The organism is Collinsella sp. AF14-35 (genome assembly GCF_003464565.1).
In the GTDB taxonomy this organism is placed as follows: Bacteria; Actinomycetota; Coriobacteriia; order Coriobacteriales; family Coriobacteriaceae; genus Collinsella.
In genome coordinates, this window is record NZ_QRZD01000009.1 from 1 (window position 1) to 21,346 (window position 21,346).

The 21,346-nt window shown below is 60.5% G+C and carries 13 protein-coding genes; 11 read left to right on the forward strand and 2 right to left on the reverse strand.

Going from position 1 to position 21,346, the window contains the following annotated elements:
- Positions 1-165 precede the first annotated feature (165 nt).
- From DWW12_RS04320 to DWW12_RS04345, 6 genes are all read left to right on the forward strand, one after another.
- Positions 166-723, forward strand: a complete 558-nt coding sequence (locus DWW12_RS04320) for a signal peptidase I (protein ID WP_117855158.1) — start codon at positions 166-168, stop codon at positions 721-723.
- A 71-nt stretch (positions 724-794) separates the two neighbouring features.
- Complete coding sequence (locus DWW12_RS04325) at positions 795-1,526, forward strand: SipW-dependent-type signal peptide-containing protein (protein WP_117855160.1); 732 nt, start codon at positions 795-797, stop codon at positions 1,524-1,526.
- Positions 1,527-1,937: 411 nt separating this feature from the next.
- A complete protein-coding gene (locus DWW12_RS04330) occupies positions 1,938-2,261 on the forward strand; it encodes a hypothetical protein (RefSeq protein ID WP_117855162.1) in 324 nt (107 codons plus the stop codon).
- Positions 2,262-2,264: 3 nt separating this feature from the next.
- Positions 2,265-7,718: a hypothetical protein gene (locus DWW12_RS04335; RefSeq protein ID WP_117855164.1), complete on the forward strand. Its 5,454-nt coding sequence runs from the start codon at positions 2,265-2,267 to the stop codon at positions 7,716-7,718.
- 1 nt (position 7,719) lies between these two features.
- Positions 7,720-8,289 (forward strand): hypothetical protein, encoded by a 570-nt coding sequence (locus tag DWW12_RS04340; protein ID WP_117855165.1) that lies wholly within the window; start codon positions 7,720-7,722, stop codon positions 8,287-8,289.
- Positions 8,290-8,291: 2 nt separating this feature from the next.
- Positions 8,292-8,990 (forward strand): hypothetical protein, encoded by a 699-nt coding sequence (locus tag DWW12_RS04345; RefSeq protein ID WP_117855167.1) that lies wholly within the window; start codon positions 8,292-8,294, stop codon positions 8,988-8,990.
- Between the two features lie 710 nt (positions 8,991-9,700).
- Here DWW12_RS04345 and DWW12_RS04350 read toward each other — a convergent pair.
- Positions 9,701-12,001, reverse strand: coding sequence for an LTA synthase family protein (locus tag DWW12_RS04350; RefSeq protein ID WP_117855169.1), 2,301 nt, complete (start codon positions 11,999-12,001; stop codon positions 9,701-9,703).
- 214 nt (positions 12,002-12,215) lie between these two features.
- On the opposite strand from DWW12_RS04350, the gene DWW12_RS04355 reads away from it, so the two are divergent.
- From DWW12_RS04355 to DWW12_RS04370, 4 genes are all read left to right on the forward strand, one after another.
- Positions 12,216-13,088, forward strand: a complete 873-nt coding sequence (locus DWW12_RS04355) for a nitroreductase family protein (RefSeq protein WP_117855171.1) — start codon at positions 12,216-12,218, stop codon at positions 13,086-13,088.
- A gap of 159 nt (positions 13,089-13,247) precedes the next feature.
- A complete protein-coding gene (locus DWW12_RS04360) occupies positions 13,248-15,275 on the forward strand; it encodes a KUP/HAK/KT family potassium transporter (RefSeq protein WP_089573158.1) in 2,028 nt (675 codons plus the stop codon).
- A 136-nt stretch (positions 15,276-15,411) separates the two neighbouring features.
- A complete protein-coding gene (locus DWW12_RS04365; protein ID WP_117855173.1) occupies positions 15,412-17,037 on the forward strand; it encodes an ATP-binding protein in 1,626 nt (541 codons plus the stop codon).
- 4 nt (positions 17,038-17,041) lie between these two features.
- Positions 17,042-17,755 (forward strand): response regulator, encoded by a 714-nt coding sequence (locus DWW12_RS04370; protein ID WP_233544227.1) that lies wholly within the window; start codon positions 17,042-17,044, stop codon positions 17,753-17,755.
- A gap of 94 nt (positions 17,756-17,849) precedes the next feature.
- Here the strand turns inward: DWW12_RS04370 and rlmKL are convergent, their stop codons facing one another.
- Positions 17,850-20,417: a bifunctional 23S rRNA (guanine(2069)-N(7))-methyltransferase RlmK/23S rRNA (guanine(2445)-N(2))-methyltransferase RlmL gene (rlmKL, locus tag DWW12_RS04375; protein ID WP_117855177.1), complete on the reverse strand. Its 2,568-nt coding sequence runs from the start codon at positions 20,415-20,417 to the stop codon at positions 17,850-17,852.
- 75 nt (positions 20,418-20,492) lie between these two features.
- Between rlmKL and DWW12_RS04380 the strand changes: the two genes are divergently transcribed.
- A complete protein-coding gene (locus DWW12_RS04380; RefSeq protein ID WP_158564384.1) occupies positions 20,493-21,320 on the forward strand; it encodes an HAD hydrolase family protein in 828 nt (275 codons plus the stop codon).
- The last annotated feature ends 26 nt before the right edge of the window (positions 21,321-21,346 follow it).

The window sequence follows — 21,346 nt, forward strand, 5'->3', positions numbered from 1 at the left end:
GCGGGGCATTCCCCGCCTCTTACACCACATCTCTGCGCGCTACCACGAAAAGATTCCAAATTGGCTTATTTCGGACTCACTTTTCAATCGCCTTGCGGTTCCTGTTGAAACTTGCTGACCTTTGGAGGGGTCGAATAAGGCCTCGATGGGGATGAATTAATCATTATGGCGGCGCGCGGAGTCAAACGTTTTATTGCACTTCTTAGCAGTCTGGCGCTTGCGCTTGTCATAGCCCTTGCCGTTGTTTCTTTTGCTCCCCGCGCATTTGGATACACGCCTTTTGCAGTGCTTTCGGGCTCTATGGAACCCGAGCTCCCCGTCGGCTCCATGGTGTTTGTTCACCAGGTTGATCCAACGGATATTGCCATGGGCGACAATGCAACTTTTTACCGATCGGACGGCGCCGTGGTGACCCACCAGGTGTACGAGGTCGACCCTGTGGCGCAGACGATCAGCACGCAGGGAATCGCAAACAAAAATGCAGATGGAACCATCATGCACGACGCCGAGCAGACGCCTTTTTCACGCGTGATCGGCGTCGTTTCTTTTTGTGTCCCTTACCTGGGCTTCGTTAACGCATATTGCACGACGATGTCCGGTTTGCTTGTTGTGGTGGCCGTTCTGGCGCTGCTGGTCGCGGCGTCGATAGTGCTCGATCGGATGGTTCCCGACGAGCCTGCGGGCAAGCATGCCCGCGCGCATGCGAGGGAGCGGCGTTCATAGCGGCAGGGGAGAGGTGTCGGCGGCGGTAAAGGCCGTTGCCGGGGAAGACGATTCTCGAAAGGAAGAGAACGATGGAAAACAAGAAGAAAAAGCGCTACGGCATCGTTGCCGCCTTGCTGCTGCTGGTGCTGGCCGCCGGCGTGGGCACCTGGGCATGGCTGCAGGCAACCGATCAGGTGACGAATGAGTTCACGGTTGGCAGCATCGGCAAGCCCGAAGTGAAGCCCGACCCCGATCATCCGGACAAGCCCGGCACTGATCCCACGGACCCCTCAGTGGATGGTTATCTGTTTGAGACCAAGTGGGTGAAGGACTCCAAGATGATTCCCGACACCGACATCAATAAGAACCCCAACGTCGGCATCGGCAAGGATTCCGATAGCTCCTATGTGTTCATCTATGTGAAGAACGCCATTGTGAAGACAGACGCCACTGACGCGCTTGCCAAGACCCCGTACTTCGAGCTTAACGCTAACTGGAAGCCGGTTGCCGTTGATCAGGTGACTACAAACGCCGATGGCAAGTACGTGAGCGGTCTGTTCATGTATACCGCTGGTAACACCGACACCCCTGCCAAGCTTGCTCCAACTCAAAAGACTGAGACTACCGAGGCAAAGGCTGCTTACACCGGTGAGCTGTTCAGCACCGTGCATATCCCGGCTGCCATGAACAGCACGGATGTCGTCACCAATCCCGCTATGACGGTCTCCTGCTACATCTTCGGCGCTGACCAGGGTGATGCCCAGAACGCCATCGAGCAGGCCAAGGCTTGGGTTAACGACCCGAGCAACCACCTGAAGTAATCCCACCCCCTCCGTCGAGACCCCGGTCCGCCCCACCCCTATATTCGGACCGGGGTCTCGCCCCCTGTATCCGACGATTGGCGAACGTAATGCTCAACAATCTTTCCGACAATCAGAAACGTACCTTGGCGCTTGCCGCGATGGCGCTGTTGGCCCTGGCGTGCCTGTGCGGCACGCTGGCTTTTACCGTTGATATGGTTCCGGCGAACAACGTCCTATCGTTTGGCAGCGTGAAGGTACGAGTCTGCGAATTCACCCTAAACGAGCAGGGTGAGGAGATTCCGTTTGAGGCCAACGAGCGCGGCGACTATCCCGATACCACGGCCGAGGGCTCTGACATCAGCCGCATCGTGCGCGTGGAGAACGCCGGCGCGCAGCCTGAGTACGTTCGCGCGCCTGCGTATGGCGTCGGTGGCGCCCGACGGTTCGAGCGCGGACGCCTCGGGCAACGTTGCCTTTCACGTGAACGCGGGCGAGGGATCCCCGTGGATCGATGGCGGCGATGGGTGGTACTACTACCGCGGATTGGATGGGCGTGGCGGCGTGCTCGACCCCAGCGCCATGACGGAAAGCCTCATGGACTCGCTGCGATTTGTGGGCGACTACCACGATGCCGCGCGCGGTGGCTCATACAGGCTCGATATCGACGTTCAGGCCGTGCAGGCCAAAAACCAGCAGGCAAACGATACCGTCCTCGACGTGCTTGACGTCGTGGGCTGGCCGGAGGCGAACTAGCCTATGAAGATCAAGAACATAAACCGGGGCATGCTTAGCAGGCTGGTTGCCGTCGCAGCGATTGTCTTTTGCTGCGTTATGGCGCTGCCAACGGTGGTGCATGCCGAGGACGTGCCCGAGGCCAAAACCGAATTCCACATCAAAAACGAGGCTGACTTTTTGTTGTGTGTGGCGCTGTCGCGCGAGCGCGATACGTCCGGCTGGCACGTTTATCTCGATAACGACATTGAGCTCGACAGCGACGACATGAAAGCCATCGTTGCAAACACCGTTAAGCATCTGTCGTTTGGCAACAAGGAGCATCCGTTTAAGGGCGTGTTCGATGGTCAAAACCACACCGTTGAGGGCCTGAACTACGATAAAGACGCTTTTGACCCCGAGCGCGATACGGGATTTTTTGCCGAGACCAACGGTGCCACCATCAAAAACTTCCTGGTCAAGGACGCCAACGTGTGGGCGGACTTCCGCGGTGGCATTATCGTGGGCAAGGCCGTCAATACGCGCTTCGAAAACGTTATGGTCATGGAGAGCACGCTGCACGTGACCTGCGCCAACAATGCTCTCAACCTCATTACCAACGCAGGCTTTGAGGGCGGTCTCATCGCCGGCGAGCTCGACGGCTGCACCCTCTACAACTGCGAGGTCCGTGGCGGCCGTGCCGTCAACAATGCGACCTCGGGCGTGCAGGCGCTCGGCGGTGAGGGTCTGTATATGGCGGCGTTTGCCGGCTACGTTAAGAACTCGACTATCGAGTACTGCCGCGTGACGCCGACGCGTAAGGACGACGGCTCGATTGCCGAGAAGGGCATGACCGACGTAACCAATAAGTACGACGTGGCCATTGGCGCCCTGGGCGGCAACAACGTGTACGCCTCGGGTTTTGTGGGCTGCATGGCGGGCGAGGCCAAGATTATCGACTGCTTCTCGACGGCGCAGTGCTACAGCTATGCCGCGTCATATGTGGGCGTCGTCGCCGTGACGCGTGCGTGGACAGGCGGCCTGGCGGGCCGAATTTTGACCGCCGAGGGCAACGAGCTCGTCCGCAGCCATTTTGCGGGCGATTTGAGTTCGCGCCAGTACAATCCCATCGCCGTGATTCCCATCATTCAAAACGATGTGAACCTGGGCGGCATTGCCGCGCGTGCCAACAAGGATGATGCCACGGTCACCGAGTGCTACTTTAAGCCGAGCGTGAGCCTTTCTGGCAACAGCCAGGGCAACCCTGCCAAAAAGAAAATCCCCTCGTTTGGTGGCGACGGCACCACCAAGGGTGATGGCTATGGTCCGTGGGATGACGAGCGCTACACCACGCGTGAGCTGTGGGAAGAGCACGACTACGATTTCTGTGCCGGCACCATGCGCTCGACCGCCAACGACGATGCCCTGGGTGGCCAGCACACCAATGAGTGGGCGATGGATTACAAGCTGAATATCCCCGTGCATGGCCAGAGCGTTAAGGCGACGATCGATTTTCCCGGTGCGGGTACCGCGACAATTACGGCAACCAAACTCGGTATTGATCAAGCGACCTCGGATCCGTACGCCTTTGCCGTGAGCGCCGTGCTGGCGGGAACGGCTCAGGGCTTGGCCCAGGGCGATACATCGGTGACGTTTAGGCAGGATACCTCCGCAAAGCCCAAGGGCTTGACCGATGCCAACGGCGGTTATCGCTTCATGGGCTGGTTCCGCGAACCCGGAGTCAACGTGAACCGCATCGATGCCGATAACAGCTGGCTTAACGGCAAGACCGATGCCGATGCCGTTAAGGCTGGCAAGCAGGTCCAGAAGAACGAAGCGCACGAGATAACGTCGAGCTATACCGCCGATAACGCGAAGGGGGCCGAGGCCTTTAAGGGCAACGACCTGTTTATTGCTTCGTACGAGGCGCAGGTACTGTTCTATAACGCTAAGGGTGAGACGCTTGATTGGAAAACCGGTGATGCGCACAACAAGTCAGTTGATTGGTATCGCTACGGTGTGGATGTGACGCCTACGGCTCCTGCAGACCGCGAGGGGCTTTCCGACAGCGCAACGTTTATCGGCTGGACCTCGCAGCCTAGCAACGAGGCCGGGAAGAACGGTGCCTATGCCGCCATCACCTCTACTCAGCTGGCTGATCTGAAAAACAAGGGAGCATTCTATCCTGCGGGTAGCGAGATCACCGTGGTCGGGCCTACCGATTTCTATCCCGTGTACAGCGACTACGTGTCGAACATCCTGACGGAGTTTGAAGGCCACGACCCGGATGATAAAACTAAGCGCGAAGGCGTGGGCAAAACTTACGTTAAGGTTGGGACTGCAGAAGATGGCACAAGCGCGTATACCGTGCAGGTGCTCGATGTATCCGGCAATGCTATATCCAAGGACGGCACCCTGCCCGACGGCTATCGCTTCTTGGGTTGGTATGAAAACAAGGGAACCGAGGATGCCCCGCTCGAGGTGCGCGTAAGCCGCGATCCCAGCTATACGCTCCCCGCCGATGTCGATTTAACCGCGCCGCATACCTACATCGCCCGCTTTGAGTACCGCGTGGATTATTACGTTCGGGCTTATACCAACCATGAGTTTACGGACAGCAAGCTACTTTGTTCCGTTTGGAATCGCTATCAAACGCCCTTTGAGGAAAACGTCGGTAGTACCTTCGTGCGTGAAAACGTCGTCCACTGGGGCCCGGAGCATGTTGACCACGGTATAAAGGATAGTTATGAAACGTGTGGCACGCGCTTCACGAAGGAAACCCTTGTCGTGAGTCCCCTTAACGCGTACTCGCACAACGTTAAAAACGATACGGGAGCCGATACTCTAAAAAACCTCTATGCCGATACCGATTTTCCAGGCGCTGCAACGCTAAGCGATACTTGGACTTCGGCTTCGCTGAACGTAACGGTCAAACCGGTGAATGATCGCTATCGCCTGAATTTCTGGACGCTTGAGCGCGATGGTGAATATTGGACATATGTGAAAAATCCCATCGAGAGCATGGTGCGTACAGATAAGAAGTACTACGTTCGCGCGATGATTACCACGGACGTTAATTTCTACAACAAGGGCGATAATGTCGTGAGGACTGCCACGCGGCGCTATGAGAGTAACTTGCTGCAGACCAAGGTGAACGGGGCGGATCCGACGTTCACGTATTACTACCCGCATGTTAATAAGTCGGTTAAAGTGGCCGAAAAGCCAGAAGATGGTGAGAAGGGATCGTATGAGAGCCCCCTGACCCTCGAAGCTTCCCCGACCGATGCCGACATGGCCGTGCCGGGCTATAAGTTCCTGGGCTGGATTTCGACCGCCGAGGTCCAGAAGGGTTCTGACGTCTGGAAGTATATCTACGATGTCGAGGGCGATTCCTTCACCACTTCTGACCCGGATAAGGCCGAACCGTATCTGGTGAAACCAGATTTTAAGGTCACCCAGTGGCAGGATGCCTATCCGGTGTACGCGAAGTACGATGTTAGGTACACCACCAACCTGTATCGCGCCGGTTTTAAGGGCACGGACAAGGTCAATGTGCCTAGGTACGACATCGATCCCGTTATCAACGCGGGCACCGACCCTGCTACGGCAACGGTGACCCCTGACGTCACGACTCCGGTTTATAAAGCAGGCGGTGAGCTGTATAAGTTGCAGAAGGTTGAGATCGAGCTTCCGAATGGCGAAGCTGAAGAGATCGAACCTAACGGCGATAACTCGTATTCCCATCAGGTGGAACCCGGCGGGGCCTATACATTTGTGGCGTACTATTCGCCGTTGGCGGTCGTGTACCATCTCAATGCCAAAGATGTTGACGGCAAAGTTGCTCAGCAAGGCGATATGCTCGGCAACCTTGATGGCAGCATCCCGAAGCCCACTTATGACGTCAGCGCTATCGATAGGGATACAGGAGGTGCGTTCAACGCCTTCGTGGGCTGGACGGAAGCCAAGCCGGCACCTGGCAAGGGCTATGTCGCTTGGTCGGAGGGTATCCGCATGGTGAGTGCTTCTACCGTGGTCAGGGCCCCCATGGAGCTGTACCCGGTCTACCGTCCCAGCCTGGTTACCGTTCAATCGAACATCGACTCAAATCTCGCGAATCCTGCTCTTGTCCGCGGTCTCGGCCGTACTGATTCCGGCGACCAGATTTCTCTTGAGGTCAAGGCTGTCAAGGAGGTTGTGGGCATTGACGGCACCAAGTACGACTTTGCCGGCTGGTCGCGCGACTATGATTCCGATGGCAAATACACCCTGTTGACCGATGACGAGAAGTATCCCCTCGAGGGCAGCGAGCCCTTTGAGAGCGTGACCTACACCGCGGTGTACAAGATCGCGCCGTATAAGGTTCGCTATCACGGTGTCGACGGGTCGGTCGTCTTTACGGCGACGGTCGACTCGGACGGCGAGCGCGCGACGGGCGCCGGCTTTGTCCATAACGTCGATGTTCCCAAGGTGGATGAGAGCGGCAACCCGGTCTATGACAACGACGGCAATCCCGAGATGGAGAAAAAGTCCGTGGCATACGACCCGGACGCCCACTCCAAGATCGTCGCGCTGCTCGATGAACGGGCGGCCAGCGGTGACGTGCGCGAACTCTTCCTGGAGTGGCGATATGTGCCTGACGGTGGCGCTGCGAAGTATTGGGATGAGTTTAAGGACGAGTCGGTTAAGGGCGACATGGACCTGTATCCCGTGACGTATCGCGTGGTCGCCAAGGATACATCAGACCCCGAGAACCACGTAACCATGACCACCGCGCAGCTTAAATGGCTGCTCGATCCCAACGCCGCCAACACAGTCGACAATAGCGCCGACAAAGCACCCTTTAAGGTCTGCTTTGCTGAGCCGTTTATGGGGACGCAGCTGACTGTTACCGTTAAGCGGGCGAGCTACGGTCCTGATGCGTCCATGACGGAGGAACCCGTTAACGACCAGTATGTCTCGCTCTACAGCTTGGGCTCGGGTAACGGTTCGTTCGACTTGGCCAACCGCCTGGAGTCCAAGAAGACGGGCGAAGGCAAGCAAGGCGACGGCAATGCCGTGTTCGACTTCGCCAAGACCCATGCGCTGACGATCGTCAAAAAGACCACCGATGCCAGCGCCATGGGACAAACGTTCCGCTTTAAGGTGGCACGCAAGGCGTCGGAGGATTCTCCTGCCGAGACGCGCATGGTCGAGGTGAAAGTTAGCGAGAGGCGCGACGAAGACGGCGAGACCTGGTATGTCGGCAGCGTGCAATTTGCCGCGCCGACGGGCATCTATACCGTCGAGGAAGACACGAATTGGGCATGGCGCTACGAGGGCGAGCTGAGCACGCCGGGCAAGGCGCCCGGTAAATCTGCCGAGCTGACGATTTCGTCTGCTTCGAGCGCGGGCGATGCGGTGGTGACGTGCGTCAACACGCGCGCGAATGACAAATGGGTCGATGGCGGCTCGCGTGCCAAGAATGTTTGGGAAAACGGCACGCTGAGGAGGGAGGACTAGGATGACTAAGCGCAAGCAGATCGTTGCCCTCCTTGTTGGCGTTCTCCTGTTGGCTGGCGCCGCCGGTACCTTTGCGTGGCTTTCGGTTACGGGGGTGCTGGTCAACGAGTTTGGCTTTGGTTCGGTGGCACCTTCGGTGGACGAGACGCGCAAGGACAACGTGAAAAGGGATGTCTCGGTAAAAAACACGGGCTCGGCTCCGGCATACCTGCGTGTCGCGGTGGATATCTACTGGCAGGATAAGGATGGCGCGCGCCTGTGGGATGAGCCGGTTGCCGGCACCGACTACACCATTGAGTGGGGCAGTGTGTCCAAGGCATCTGCTTCCAACACCGCCTCATCTTGGGTTGTCGCGTCCGACGGATACTACTACTGGACGTCTCCCGTTGCACCGATGGACAAAACCGATGTGCTCATCAAGAGCGTGACTGAGCAGAAGGCAGATGGGAAGAACCTGGTCGTTGACATTTCGACCCAGGCAATTCAATCCACGCCCGACGATGCAGTTGCAGAGACATGGGGCTGTACAGTCAAGGATGGCGTGCTGGTGCCGCCGCATGGAGGTGCGTAAGTATGGCCTCTCCGATTCGTAAAGACGTTGCGTGTTTCTTGCATTGCGTGATGGCGGCAATCGTCTGCCTTATCGCGCTCGCCGTTCCTGCACGTGCGTTTGCTGACACTCCCACGATTGCTTATAACGGAAATGCACGCCAGCTAACGGTATCGGGAGCGACGGACTCCTCGGGGGAGCCCGATCTGTTTTTGGCCTTTAAAGATCTGATGCCTGGCGATGTGCGTGATCAGCAGATAGAGATTCGTGCCACGGGCGTAAAGTCCCAGGTGCGCGTGTTTGTGCGTGCCGTTGTCGATAACGAGACGGCACGCCTGCTGTCGCCCATTACCCTAACGGCGTCGGCGGGCGATGGCTCTGCAGGTTGGCTCCAGACAGGAACACCGGGCAGCGTGTTCGCTTATCCCACGCAAATCGCCACGTTTACGAGCGATGGCAGCACGGTGCTTAATTTGCAGCTAAACGTTCCGACATCGGTGGGCAACGAGGTTGCCGACGCAAACAAGACCATTCGCTGGGAAATCACCGCCGAGGACGATGGCGAGAAGATCCCCATGCAGTCTGCTGACAGCAAGAAGCCCGGTTTGCTTGGTCTGGTGGCAACAGGCGACAACACGCTCACGTTGCTTTTGGTGTTGCTGACACTTGCAATCATCGCATTTATAGCCGCGCTTCTTTTGTCCCGGAGGGATAAGCGCTAGGTTCATCTTCTAAATGAAACGCCCTCCCGGGCGGCGGGCACGAAGTTCCCTGCTCTACAGTCCTGCGCAAGACGAAGGCCACATTAAGTGGCCTTCTTTGCGTGCGGAACTCGCGATGAACTTCGTGCCCGCCGCCCGGGAGGGTGTCTCTTTATTGATAGAAGGCCTAATAAGCTGATGATTTTATGCCTGGATGTATTCGGAGTGGGACGGGCTTTCCGGATGGGCGGTGTTTCGGAAAGTGTGTCCCAGAATCGGCGCTCAGAGTGGTCCCCACTTTCCGGTTGATGTCTTGTCCGGAAACTATGTCCCGGAATTAAGGCTTGGAATGGGATGCACTTTCCGGTTGAGAGCCTTAGCGGAAAGTGCGACCCGGAATTTACTCTTGAAGTGGGATGTGGTTTCCCAACGGGGTCGCAAGGGGAAACTGCATCCCACTCCGGACATGAATTCTAGGACACAGTTTCCGGATGCAAAAAAGGCCACATGACGTGGCCTTCAACTTATATATGTTGCGGGTACCCCCATGACAAGCCGTGTTCCAACAACAAGGCGTCTGTCCGGGCGGAGGCATATAAGGTTCATCGCGAGTTCCGCACGCAAAGGAGGCCACTTAATGTGGCCTCCGTCTTGCGCAGGACTGTCCGAGCAGGGAACCTTATATGCCTCCGCCCGGACAGACGTTTCAGTTATGAACTCGCAGCTGGTCGCTACTTGATCTTGGTCGTGCCCGGCGCCAGGTTGGGGTCGGTTTCGTTGGCCTCGGTCTGGAAGTGCTCGGTGTAGACGTTCTTGCCGTCGCGGAACATTTCGTAATACTGCATCTTGGCGTAATCCTCGCGCGCCTTGGTGGCAGCAGCGGCGACGGCGTCGTCACCGGTGACGTTGGAGGAGAGCGCCCAGCGCAGGCTGGCGTCCTCGTAGCCGACCGAGTTGATGGCGGGCAGCGACTCGCGCAGCGTCATGTGCGCCTTCTGGTAGTCGGACAGCGGTGCGCCGATCAACTGCATAAGCTGCGTGGACAGGTAGTTGGTGGACAAGTCGTCGACCTCGCTTGTCTGGTCGCAGCCGGCAACGTCGTAGTTGGCCCAGATGATGTAGTCGGTCTGCCACAGACGCTCCTGGTGCGTGGCGTCGTCCTCGTTGGTAAACCACTTGTCATTGAACTTGGACGGGAAGAACGGCTGATGGTCGCCCCAGAACACCACGACCACCTTGCGGTCGAGCTTGCTTAAGGCGTTAAGGAAGTAGCGCAGCGCCTGGTCGGACTGCTCGATGCACGAGACATACTCGTCGACATCGGAGAGCGTGCCGTCCTCGACGGTCTTGGCGTCCAGGTCGGTCGTGTCGATGTTCAGGTGCATCTGCTTGTCGACCGGCAGCAGGCCCGTGTCGTAGCCCGAGTGGTTCTGCATGGTCACGTCGAAGATAAACTGCGGATCGGCGTTCTGGTCGAGCAGCTCAAGAATCTTGTCGTAGGTAGCCTGGTCGGTCACCATGCCGCGCAGGGTATCGGCTCCCTGGAAGTCGTTGATGGACAGGAACTGGTCAAAGCCAAAGTCCTTGTAGACGTTCTCGCGGTTCCAGTTGGTCGCGTGGTTGGGGTGCATGGCCGTGGTGGAATATCCGAGCGACTTGAACTGCTCTGCCAGGTTCCCAGTCGTTTCCATGTTGTAGATGGTGTAGGGGTACACGCCCGAGCCCAGGTTGGCCATGGAGTTGCCGGTCATAAACTCAAACTCGGTATTGGCGGTACCGCCGCCGTAGGCGCTCACATAGAGCTTGCCGCGACTGAGGCAGTTGGACAGGTTCTTAAAGTACTGCGGGCCCTCGTAGCCGGCGCGCATGTTCTGGTAGATGGACAGGTCCGAGAAGGTCTCGTTCATGATGGCGATGACCGTGGGCTTCTCGCTATCGAACTGCTCCTTTGCGGCGGCGCGCTCGTCGCTCTTGGCCGCATCGGACTTGTCGTAGGCCTTGGCGTACTTTTTGAGCGTGGCCTTGGCATCGTCGACGGAGTAGTCGGCGGGTTTGGGCGGCTTGATGGACTGTGCCGCGCTAATAAAGGCAGGCAGGTAGCCCTCGCGCCAGTAGCTCTCGAGCGGACGCCAGGTGTAGACGGTGATGCCGAGGGTGTTGTAGTAGTCGATGAGCGTGACATGCGCGGTCACGCCGCCCAGGCACAGCACCGCCACGAGCAGGTTGGTGAGCAGCATGCGCTTGGCGTTGGCGGCGCCCTTCTGGCGGTGCGGCGCGACCAGGCCGGCGTACTCGCACAGCAGCATGGCGATGGCGGTAAAGCCCATGGATAGCACGCAGAACAGCGAGATCGAGAAGGTGTAGCCGGTGCCGGCGACCGCGGCGGCGGTGGAGATGGCCGAAAGGTCGCCCGGCTGGATGGGCATGGATTTAAACGTGATGACGAAGAACTCGGCAATGCCCAGGACAAAGAGGGCAATGGCCAGGACCGCGGGAGCTGCGCCGTGGCGCTGGAATAGGAAGAACAGGCCGACCATGAGCGTGGTGATGATGGCCCACTCGAGCAGGATGCACAGGGGGTAGACCCAGGTAAAGTCGTGGTTGGACGAGACCTCCATGCCCAGCAGCGCAAAGACGCCGGCGAGCAGCAGGCACAAGACGGCGGCGACGAGCGGTTTGCCCACAAAGGCGCTGCGCAGGCGGGCGAGCTTGCCGGTGGGGACGGGGGCGTCGGCAGAGGCGAACGCAAAGGCGCGCGGGGCGATGCGGTCGCGGGCGATGCTGGCCCAGGCGCATCCGGTGAGAATGGCATTGGTCAGGATGAGCATCACAAAGGCGAGCGGCTCGTTTTGGGCGACGAGGCCCACGGCGCCCCAAATAGTCAAAAAGAGCTGGAACAGGCCAAAGGCGACGCTCCAGGCGAAGGCGCCCTTGGTGACGGTGCCCGACTGAGCGCGAATGGCCTTGGCCTCGCGCAAGACAAGGTAGACGGTCGCCGCAAGACCGACGAGCGAGATGGCGGCAGCGAACATGCTGAGACTCCTCACAAATGTAAAACCTACGAAAGCGGGGGTTTACCCGATTGTTACCAAGATATGCGCTGCAATTGGTGGCTGCGCACAACAACCAGCCATATTAACGCGCATGTGTGGCGGTGTGGCGCAATGTAGTGTCGACCTGCGCGATAATGGACGGGAATTACACGGAAACGTAAAGGCTTCTTAAAGAAATGGCGAGGATGAGGCGATGAACGAGCGGGTTTGCAAGGCGGACGTGGGCGGCGGCGGAGCTGCGGGCGTGGATGCTGGCGGTTATCCGGTCGAGACCACGGGCAACGCGGTGCTGGACATTTTGGAGCACCGCTCGTCCACGCGCGCTTTTGCGCGCGATGACGACGGCCGTCCCGTGGCGGTGACCGACGAGCAGCGGGCGGCGATCTTGCATGCGGCGAGTCGCGCGCCGTCGGCGGGCGCCATGATGATGTATTCCATCGTGAGCATTCGCGAGCAGGCTACGCTGGACCGTCTGGCCGACCTGTGCGATCACCAGCCCATGATCGCCAAGGCGCCCTGGGCACTTATATTTGTGGTCGATTATGCCAAGTGGATCGATCTGTTTGAGCACGTGGGCTGCTTTGAGCCCGATTTTGTCGAATGCACGGGCAAGGCGCCCCGCCGCGCGCCGGGTTTGGGCGACTTTGCCATCGCGGCGCAGGATGCCGTGATCGCTGCGCAAAACGCCGTGGTTGCCGCCGAGGCCCTGGGGCTGGGGAGCTGCTACATCGGTGATATCGTCGAGAATGCCGAGGAAGTTGCCGCACTGCTGGACTTGCCTCCCTATACCATGCCGCTGTCGATGCTCATCATCGGCACGCCCCGCAAGGAGCGCCCGGCTATTGCGCATCCCGTGGTGAACCTGGTGCACGAGGAGCGCTACTGCCGCGCCGGCGCCACGACCATGGACGCGCAGGTGGCCGAGATGGACGCGATGTTCCGTCCGCATGCCCGCGAGGTAGGCGAGCGCGTGGTGGATATCTACACCCGCAAGCACACGAGCCCCTTTATGGCCGAGATGAGCCGCTCTATGGAGTGGTGGTTCAAAAACTGGCTCGGAAAATGACGAATGTGACAAAGGGGGCGTCCCCTTGTCACATTCCATATCGCCGCGGTGGCCTAAAGGCCGCATAAATGTTTATCTAGCTGGGAAAACGGTGCCATTAAAATATGGGCTGATTACCTATAATCCCGTCGAACGTTAAAATTGGGAGGAAACCGGCTTATGGAACAAAAGGCAAAGGAAGTAGCCTCGCACGCTGCGATTCCTGTGAGCATCTCGGCGATGCTCGTCACGCTGGGCGTGGTGTATGGCGATATCGGCACCAGCCCCATGTATGTAACCAAGGCGCTCGTTGCCGGCAACGGCGGCATCGGAAGCGTCACGCAGGAGTTCGTGCTCGGCGCGCTCTCCCTTGTCGTGTGGACGGTCACGCTGCTGACGACCGTCAAGTACGTGCTGATCTCGCTGCGCGCCGACAACCACGGCGAGGGCGGCATCTTTGCCCTGTACAGCCTGGTCAAGCGCTGCGGCAAGTGGCTCATCATCCCCGCCATGCTGGGCGGCGCGGCGCTCCTCGCCGACGGCATCCTGACGCCTGCCGTTACCGTCACCACGGCCATTGAGGGCCTGCGCACCATCCCGGCGGTCCATGCCGTGCTCGGTGACGACCAGGGTCGTGTCGTCGCCATCACGCTTGCCATCATCATCGCGCTCTTCTTGGTGCAGCGCATCGGCACGGCCAAGATCGGTCACGCCTTCGGCCCCATCATGACGCTGTGGTTTTTGTTCCTGGGCGGCACGGGCCTGTTCTTTGTCTGCCAGTATCCCGCGGTGCTGCTGTGCCTCAACCCGTTGCGTGGCATCGCTTTTCTGCTGAGCCCCAACAACCACGCGGGCATCATGATTCTGGGCAGCTGCTTCCTTGCCACCACCGGTGCCGAGGCGCTCTACTCCGACATGGGCCATGTGGGCCGCGGCAACATCTACGCCACCTGGCCGTTCGTTAAGTGCTGCCTGCTGCTGTCCTACATGGGCCAGGGCGCGTGGCTTATCAACAACGCCGGCAACCCGGAGCTCATGGGTATCGCCGACCTCAACCCCTTCTACCAGATGCTCGCCCCGGGTCTGCGCCCCTTTGCCGTCGGCCTTTCCACCGTTGCGGCCATCATCGCCTCGCAGGCGCTCATCACCGGCGCATTCTCGCTGGTGTCCGAGGCCAGCCGCCTGGACCTCATGCCGCATATGCAGGTCTTCTATCCTGCCGAGACCAAGGGCCAGCTCTACATCCCCATGGTCAACAACGTCATGCTCGTGGGCTGCGTCGTCGTGGTGCTGCTGTTCCAGAACTCGGCGCACATGGAGGCCGCGTACGGCCTGGCCATTACCCTGACCATGATGTGCACGACAATGCTGCTCTTCTTCTATCTGCACGTGGAGCGCAATCTCAAGGTCGCGCCGTGGATCTTTGCCGCCTTCTTCCTTATGCTCGAGGGCTTCTTCTTTGTGAGCTCGCTCACCAAGTTCTTCCACGGCGGCTATTTCACCATCCTTATGGCCGCGCTCATCATGGGCATCATGGTGTGCTGGTACAACGGCACGGCGGTTGAGCAGCGCCAGTTTACGCTGCTGCCGCTGCGCAGCTATCTGCCGCAGCTCAAGCGCCTGCGCGACGACGATCGCTACGAGCTCGTGAGCGACAACATCGTGTACCTGACCAAGGACACCAACACCGACTATATCGACCGCGATATCGTCTACTCGATTTTGGACAAGCACCCCAAGCGCGCTCGTGCCTGGTGGTTCGTGAACGTCGAGACCATGGACGAGCCGCATACCTTTGCCTACTCGGTCGAGACGTTCGGCACCGACTACGTATTCCGCGTGCATCTGTACCTGGGCTATAAGATCAACCAGCGCGTCAATGCTTACCTGCGCCAGGTTGTTCAGGACCTGGCTGCCAGCGGCGAGCTGCCGGCGCAGACGCACGACTACTCGGTCTACAAGGATCCGGGCAACATCGGTACGTTTAAGTTCGTCATGATCCGCAAGCTGCTGGCGCCCGAAAGCGACGTGGAGCCCAGCGAGCGTACGGCCATCACGCTCAAGTACATCATCCGCCGCGCTGCCGGCACCCCCGCGCGCTGGTACGGCCTGGAGAACTCCAACGTGAGCTTTGAGTACGTGCCGCTGTTCACCAAGTTTAAGGCCGTGAGCAAGATGCAGCGCCTGGCTCCCGACGAGCGCCCGTAGTCGACGTCTGCTGTTTGTCTAGCGACCGCAGGCTGCAAAGGCTATACACTTGAAACCACCACAAGGAGGCCACCACCGCAAAGGCGCCAGTCCCCTTTGTGGTGGTTTTTGTTTTTGAGAGAGGGGCGGGGCGCTGATGGACGTCCGTGCGGACGGCGATATTGCCGAGAACTTTTGGTGGCGGCGTACAACGCTGACGCGTCGCAGCCCTCTGTATGACGCCTGCGTATCGGCGGGGCTGCTAGCCGCGGCGACGATTGTGGGCGCGCTGCTCGACCATCCGGGGCTCGCGCCGAGCATCATGATCGTCTATGTGTTCGCCGTGCAGCTGTGCGCTTTCTTTACCTGGAGCCGCCTGTACTGCCTGCTGAGCTCGGCTGCCGCCGTGGCGCTCTACAACTTCTTGTTTGTCGACCCGCGCTACGCGCTGTCGTTTATCGACCGCGTCTATCCCGGCATGTTCTTTATCATGTTTGCGGTCTCGCTCGTATCGAGCTCGATCGCGCTGGCCCTGCGCCGCGCCTTGGCGCAGGCTGCCGCCAGCGACCGTCGCACGCAGATGGTGCTCGAGACCAACCGCATGCTGCAGCGGTGTGGCGATCAGCAACAGATTGTGCACGCTATGGCAACGCAGCTGGCGCGTCTTTCGGACTGTCCGGTCGTGTGGTATAGCGCCGATGCCGATAACGATGACCTGATGCCGCGCACGACGTACACGGCCGTGGGCGATGCCGCGCCGGTACACCAGCTGGCGCCGCAGATGCCGCCGCGGCTCTCGGCGTCCGCCTATGTGGGAACGCCGCTCGATGCCACCTATGGCGCCTCGGCGTTCTACGGCATATACCTGACCGTGCGCTCGGGCGACACCATGGTGCGCGCGGGCGATCCCGCCTCGGTGGTGGGGGTGTTCGCCATTGTCGCCGAGCCCGATGCGCTGACGCCCGAGGAGCGGACGCTTGCCGATGCCATCGTGAGCGAAGGCGAGCTGGCGCTCGATCGCGCCCGCGCCATGGAGGCCCGCGAGGAAGCGGCGGTGCTTGCTAAAAACGAGCAACTTCGCGCCAACTTGCTGCGCTCCATCTCGCACGACCTGCGCACGCCGCTTACCAGTATTTCTGGCAATGCCGATGTACTACTCGATCAGGGTTCGACCGGTACCGCCGTGCTCGACGATCAGACGCGCCGCGGCATGCTCCTATCCATTCGTTCGGATGCACAATGGCTCAACGCCACCGTCGAGAATCTGCTCGCCATTACCAAGCTCGAGGGCGACGGTATGCATCTGTCGACCACACTCGAGCTTATGGACGATATCGTCGAGGAGGCGTTGCGCCACGTAAACCCGGCCGTGCGCGAGCACGACCTTAAGGTAGTGGCGTGCGATGAACCGGCGCTCGTCAACGTCGACGCACGTCTGATGGTGCAGCTGGTGGTCAATCTGGTGAACAACGCCATCGCCTATACGCCTGCGGGCTCGCATATCGTGATCTCGATTGGCGTCGATGATGGGTGCGTGGCGTGCTCGGTGGCCGATGACGGTCCGGGCATTGCGCCCGAGGACCGCGAGCGTATCTTTGAGTCGTTCTACACCGCCAACCATGGCCTAGCCGACAGCTGCCGCAGCGTGGGCTTGGGGCTTTCGCTCTGCCGCTCCATTGCGTTGGCACATGGCGGTAGCATAGAGGTTGCCGCGGCGGACCCGCACGGTTCGGTCTTTACGATTGAGCTTCCCGCCGCCGATGTTTCGTTTGATAAGGAGTAGCGCTGTGCCGAACTCTGCCGTGAAACCGCTCATCTTGGTCGTTGAGGACGATCCCGCCGTCCGCAACCTTATCGTCGCTGCGCTCGAGGCGCACGGTTTGCGCCATATGGCTGTGGAGACCGCCCACGCCGCCATCGCCGCCGCTTCGTCGCAGGCGCCGAGCATTGTGCTGCTCGATCTGGGCCTGCCCGATATGGACGGCGTCAAGGTGGTGGAGTCGGTGCGCGCGTGGTCGGGCATGCCGATCATCGTGGTCTCGGCGCGCAGCGAGGACGCGGACAAGATCCGCGCGCTCGATGCCGGCGCCGACGATTACCTGACCAAGCCGTTTTCGGTCGAGGAGCTGCTCGCGCGCATTCGCACGACGCTCAGGCGCCTTTCGTATGCGCAAACGGGCGGCGTTTCCTCCGAGGGCTCGTTCGATACCGGCGAGTTGCATATCGATTTTGATGCCGGTATCGCCGCGATGGATGGCGAGGAGCTGCATCTGACACCGATTGAGTACAAGCTCTTGTGCCTGCTGGCACACAATGCCGACAAGGTGCTGACGCACCAGTTTATCCTGCACGAGATCTGGGGCACGGCGACCAAGAGCGACCTGGCGAGCCTGCGCGTCTTTATGGGCACGCTGCGCAAGAAGATTGAGTCCGACCCCGCGCATCCGCGCTATATCCAGACGCACGTAGGCATTGGCTACCGCCTAGTTACCCAAGGCTAGATCGCCAACCACCATCCCAATATGAGTTGCGGTGAAATACGGTCTAAATTTGCCTAATTCCAGGCAAAACAGTCCGTATTCCACCGCAACTTTGTTATCTGCCCTTGGGCTTGCTGGCGTAGAACTTTTTCTTTTTGGGCTTGCCGGCGGGGGAGGGTTTGCCGGCAAAGTTGGACTTGTCGTTGCCGGCCTGCGCGTGTGCGGGTACTGCCGCACGGGGCTTGCGGGCCTCGGGGTTGCGCAGTTCCTCAACGCGCTCGGCAATCTCCTCGACGCTAAAGCCGACCTCGGCCATGGCGTCCTCGATGGGCAGGCGGCGCACGATGTAGCAGTGGTGCACCTTCTGGTTGCGCGCGAAATCCTCGGGGATGGTCTGCGCCGTAATGTCCTCCAGCACCACGCCTGCGCGCGCAAGCTTGCGCGTCTCGGGGCGGAAACCGCGCAGGTTGCAGCTAAAGATGGCATGGCCGCCCTGCGCGAGCAGGCGCGATACGCCGGCCAAAAGCTCAACATGGTCGCGCTGAACATCCCAGGTGCGACGGCCCATCTTGGACGAGTTCGAGAACGTGGGCGGGTCGACAAAGATCAGGTCCCAGCGGTTGCGCGTCTGGCGCTGGTCGCGAATCCAGGCGAGCACGTCGTCGCGCACAAAATGATGCTGAGGCCCCACAAAGCCGTTCTGGCGCATGTTGCGCTCGGCCCAGTCCAGATAGGTGTTGGAGAGGTCGACCGTCACGGTCTCCTCGACGCCGCCGTCTGCCGCATAGCAGGTGGCAGTGCCGGTGTAGGCAAACAGGTTGAGGAAGCGGCGCGCCTGCTTGGCGTGCTCGCGCACCAGGTTGCGGGTGACGCGGTGGTCCAAGAAGATGCCCACGTCCAGGTAGTCGTCAAAGTTGACGGCAAAGGTGAGGCCGCCCTCTTCGATGAGCGGCAGACGACGGCGCGCGATATTGGCGCGCTCGCCCGAGCCGCCCTTGCCGGCGCCCTGCTTGCCGTATTGCGAGCCGCCGCGCGAACGCATGCGGGCCTTGGCGTGCACATGCTCGGCGGGAACATCTAGGATACGCGGCGCGATGGCCAGGATATCGAGCATACGGGCCTGGGCCAGTGCGGGGTCGATGGTCTTCGGCGCGGCATATTCGGCGATGACGAGCCAGCGGCCCGGAGTCTGTGGACAACCCTCGTACAGATCGATGGCGGCGGAGTAATCGGGCAGGTCGGCATCGTAGACGCGGTAGCAGCTCACGCCCTCGCGCTTTGCCCACTTGCGACGCAGGCGGGCGTTTTTGCGCAGGCGGTTGGCGAACTGCTCCGACTCGGGGATGAGCACGGGCAGCGGCTTGCCGTCGCCCAGGTCGAGCATGGCGGCAGGCTCGGGCATGGCGGAAGCGGCGGCTTCGTCGTTGACTTCGTTGGCATCCGTAACCTCGGCCTCGGCATTCGCACTGGTCGCAGCTTCGAATGTCGCGGCGGCGTGGTCGAGCGAGGGCCAAACCTCAATAGCCGCCTCCTCGTTATTGGGCATGACAGCGATGGAGCGCGCAGACTCGGCATGGAGCGCGCGGGCCATAAGGCCATCGCGGGTGAGCGCGGCGACCGGTGCCGAAGCGAGCTCGGGCGCGCGGCGCAGCTCGCCGATCAGCGTCATGGCGTCGTGCATGAGCGAAAGCGGTGTCTCGGTCGTATCCGCGACCACGGCGGCGCCGGCGACAGCGCCTGCATGGTCCAACACGGTGGCGGGCTTGGCAGCGCAAAAGTCGACAAAACGCTTGTAGCCGGCGCACTTGACCATGCGCTCTGCGGTCTTGCGGGCGGCGGGGTCGATGTCTACGGCCACGATGCGCGCCTGTCGCTCGCGTGCTGCCGTCTCGCGCTCGCGCGCCTCGGCAAGCAGTTGCTTCCACAGGGCGGCGTCGTGCAGCTGCCAGCCCTCAAAGCCCCAGTGCTCGCGTGCGGTACCCGGGGCGCGGTCGGTCAGAATGTTCACGGCCTCCAACAGCAGACCGCCGCCGGCGCATGAGGCGTCGATCAGCGTGGGTAGGGCTTCGTTTTCGTAATCGTCGGCCGTCAGATCGCGCTCGCACAGTGCGGTCCAGCCGACCTGCGCCAGCACCAGGGCGGCGTAGTCGGGGCGCAGTACGTGCGCGCCCTCGCCGGCGCGGGTCGCTGCGGGCGGCAGGCGTTTGAACAGTGGGTCCCCCGAAAGGTCCAGGCTTATGCTCGCGCGGCGCTGGCGCAGTGAAAGCAACAGGTGAACGTCGGGGTCGGCGGCGTCGACATCGGCGCGACGGCCCGTGGTCTCGGCCAGACGGTCGCACAGCGCGTCCTTGGCGCGCAGGGCCGAGAAGCGCGTGTTGCGCAGCTGCTCGGTCACGCCGCGGGCGGTGATGGCGATGGTGGCGCCGGGGCGGACGATGCTCTCCCAGGCGATGTCGTAAACGCTATCGTACAGTTCATCGGCATCCTGCGCCTCAAAGCGCCCGAGTACCACGAACACGCGGCTCGCCAGGCGCGACCACAGACAGGCGCGGTAGCCTTCTTCGAGCTCGCCCTCAAACGTAGCGCGGCCTTTCAGGCGGCGGACATGCGAAAGCCCGAGGCGTTTAAGCTCATCGGCGAGTGCGGACTCAAAGCCCTCGGGGCAGCTTGCGTAAAATTCCATGGGTGACCTCTCTGGTTGCGTCGCTCCATTATATGATGGATGCTTCGTTTGCCCTTATCCTCGAAAGGAACCCATATGATTGATGCGTGCCCCGATTCCGCTGTGCTCTTTTTTGACGTGGACGGCACGCTGACGTCGTTCGATCCCGATAACATGACCGATAAGGATTTTTCGGCGGTGCGCCCCTCGCAGGCGGTCATCGAGGCGTTTCATCGTCTGCGCGATGCGGGGCACCAGGCGTTTATCTGCACGGGTCGCCCCTTGTGGCTGATTGCCGATGGCCTGCGCGCGCTGAACCCGGCGGGTATCGTTGCCATGGCGGGGGCCACGCTCGAGGTCGAGGGCCGCGTGGCACACGAGGACTGCATTGACGAGGACATTGTTGAGGAGCTCGCGCGTCGCATTACTGTGGCGGGCGGCGAGGCGTTGTTCGAGACGAACGGTGCCACCTATTCACTTGAGCCAGTTGGTGTCGAACAGTCATTTCTGCTAGGCGCCGGCGTGGTGCATGGCACCGACCAGATGCGCGTCGATGGCCGCTTGCGCGTAGGCAAGGTGTGCATTAACGCGTACGACCTGGCTCGCGTAGCCAACGATGACGGCTTTATCGAGCGCGAGTTTGAGCTGTGCAACACCGGTGGTCAGAATCGCGAGCTGAGCCCCAAGGGCATCGACAAGGGCGTGGGCGTGGCGCGAGCGCTGGAATACCTGGGTCGCACCGGCAACGCGCGCACCTTTGGCTTTGGCGATTCCGGCAACGATCTGGGTATGCTCGCCGCCGTCGAGACGGCTGTAGCCATGGGCAACGCCATGCCCGAGGTCAAGGCAGTCGCCGACTACGTGACCGACGATGTCGCACACGATGGCACCGTCACAGCGATGCGCCATTTTGGGTTGATTTAATAAATGGCCGGGTCGCCCGCAGTGGG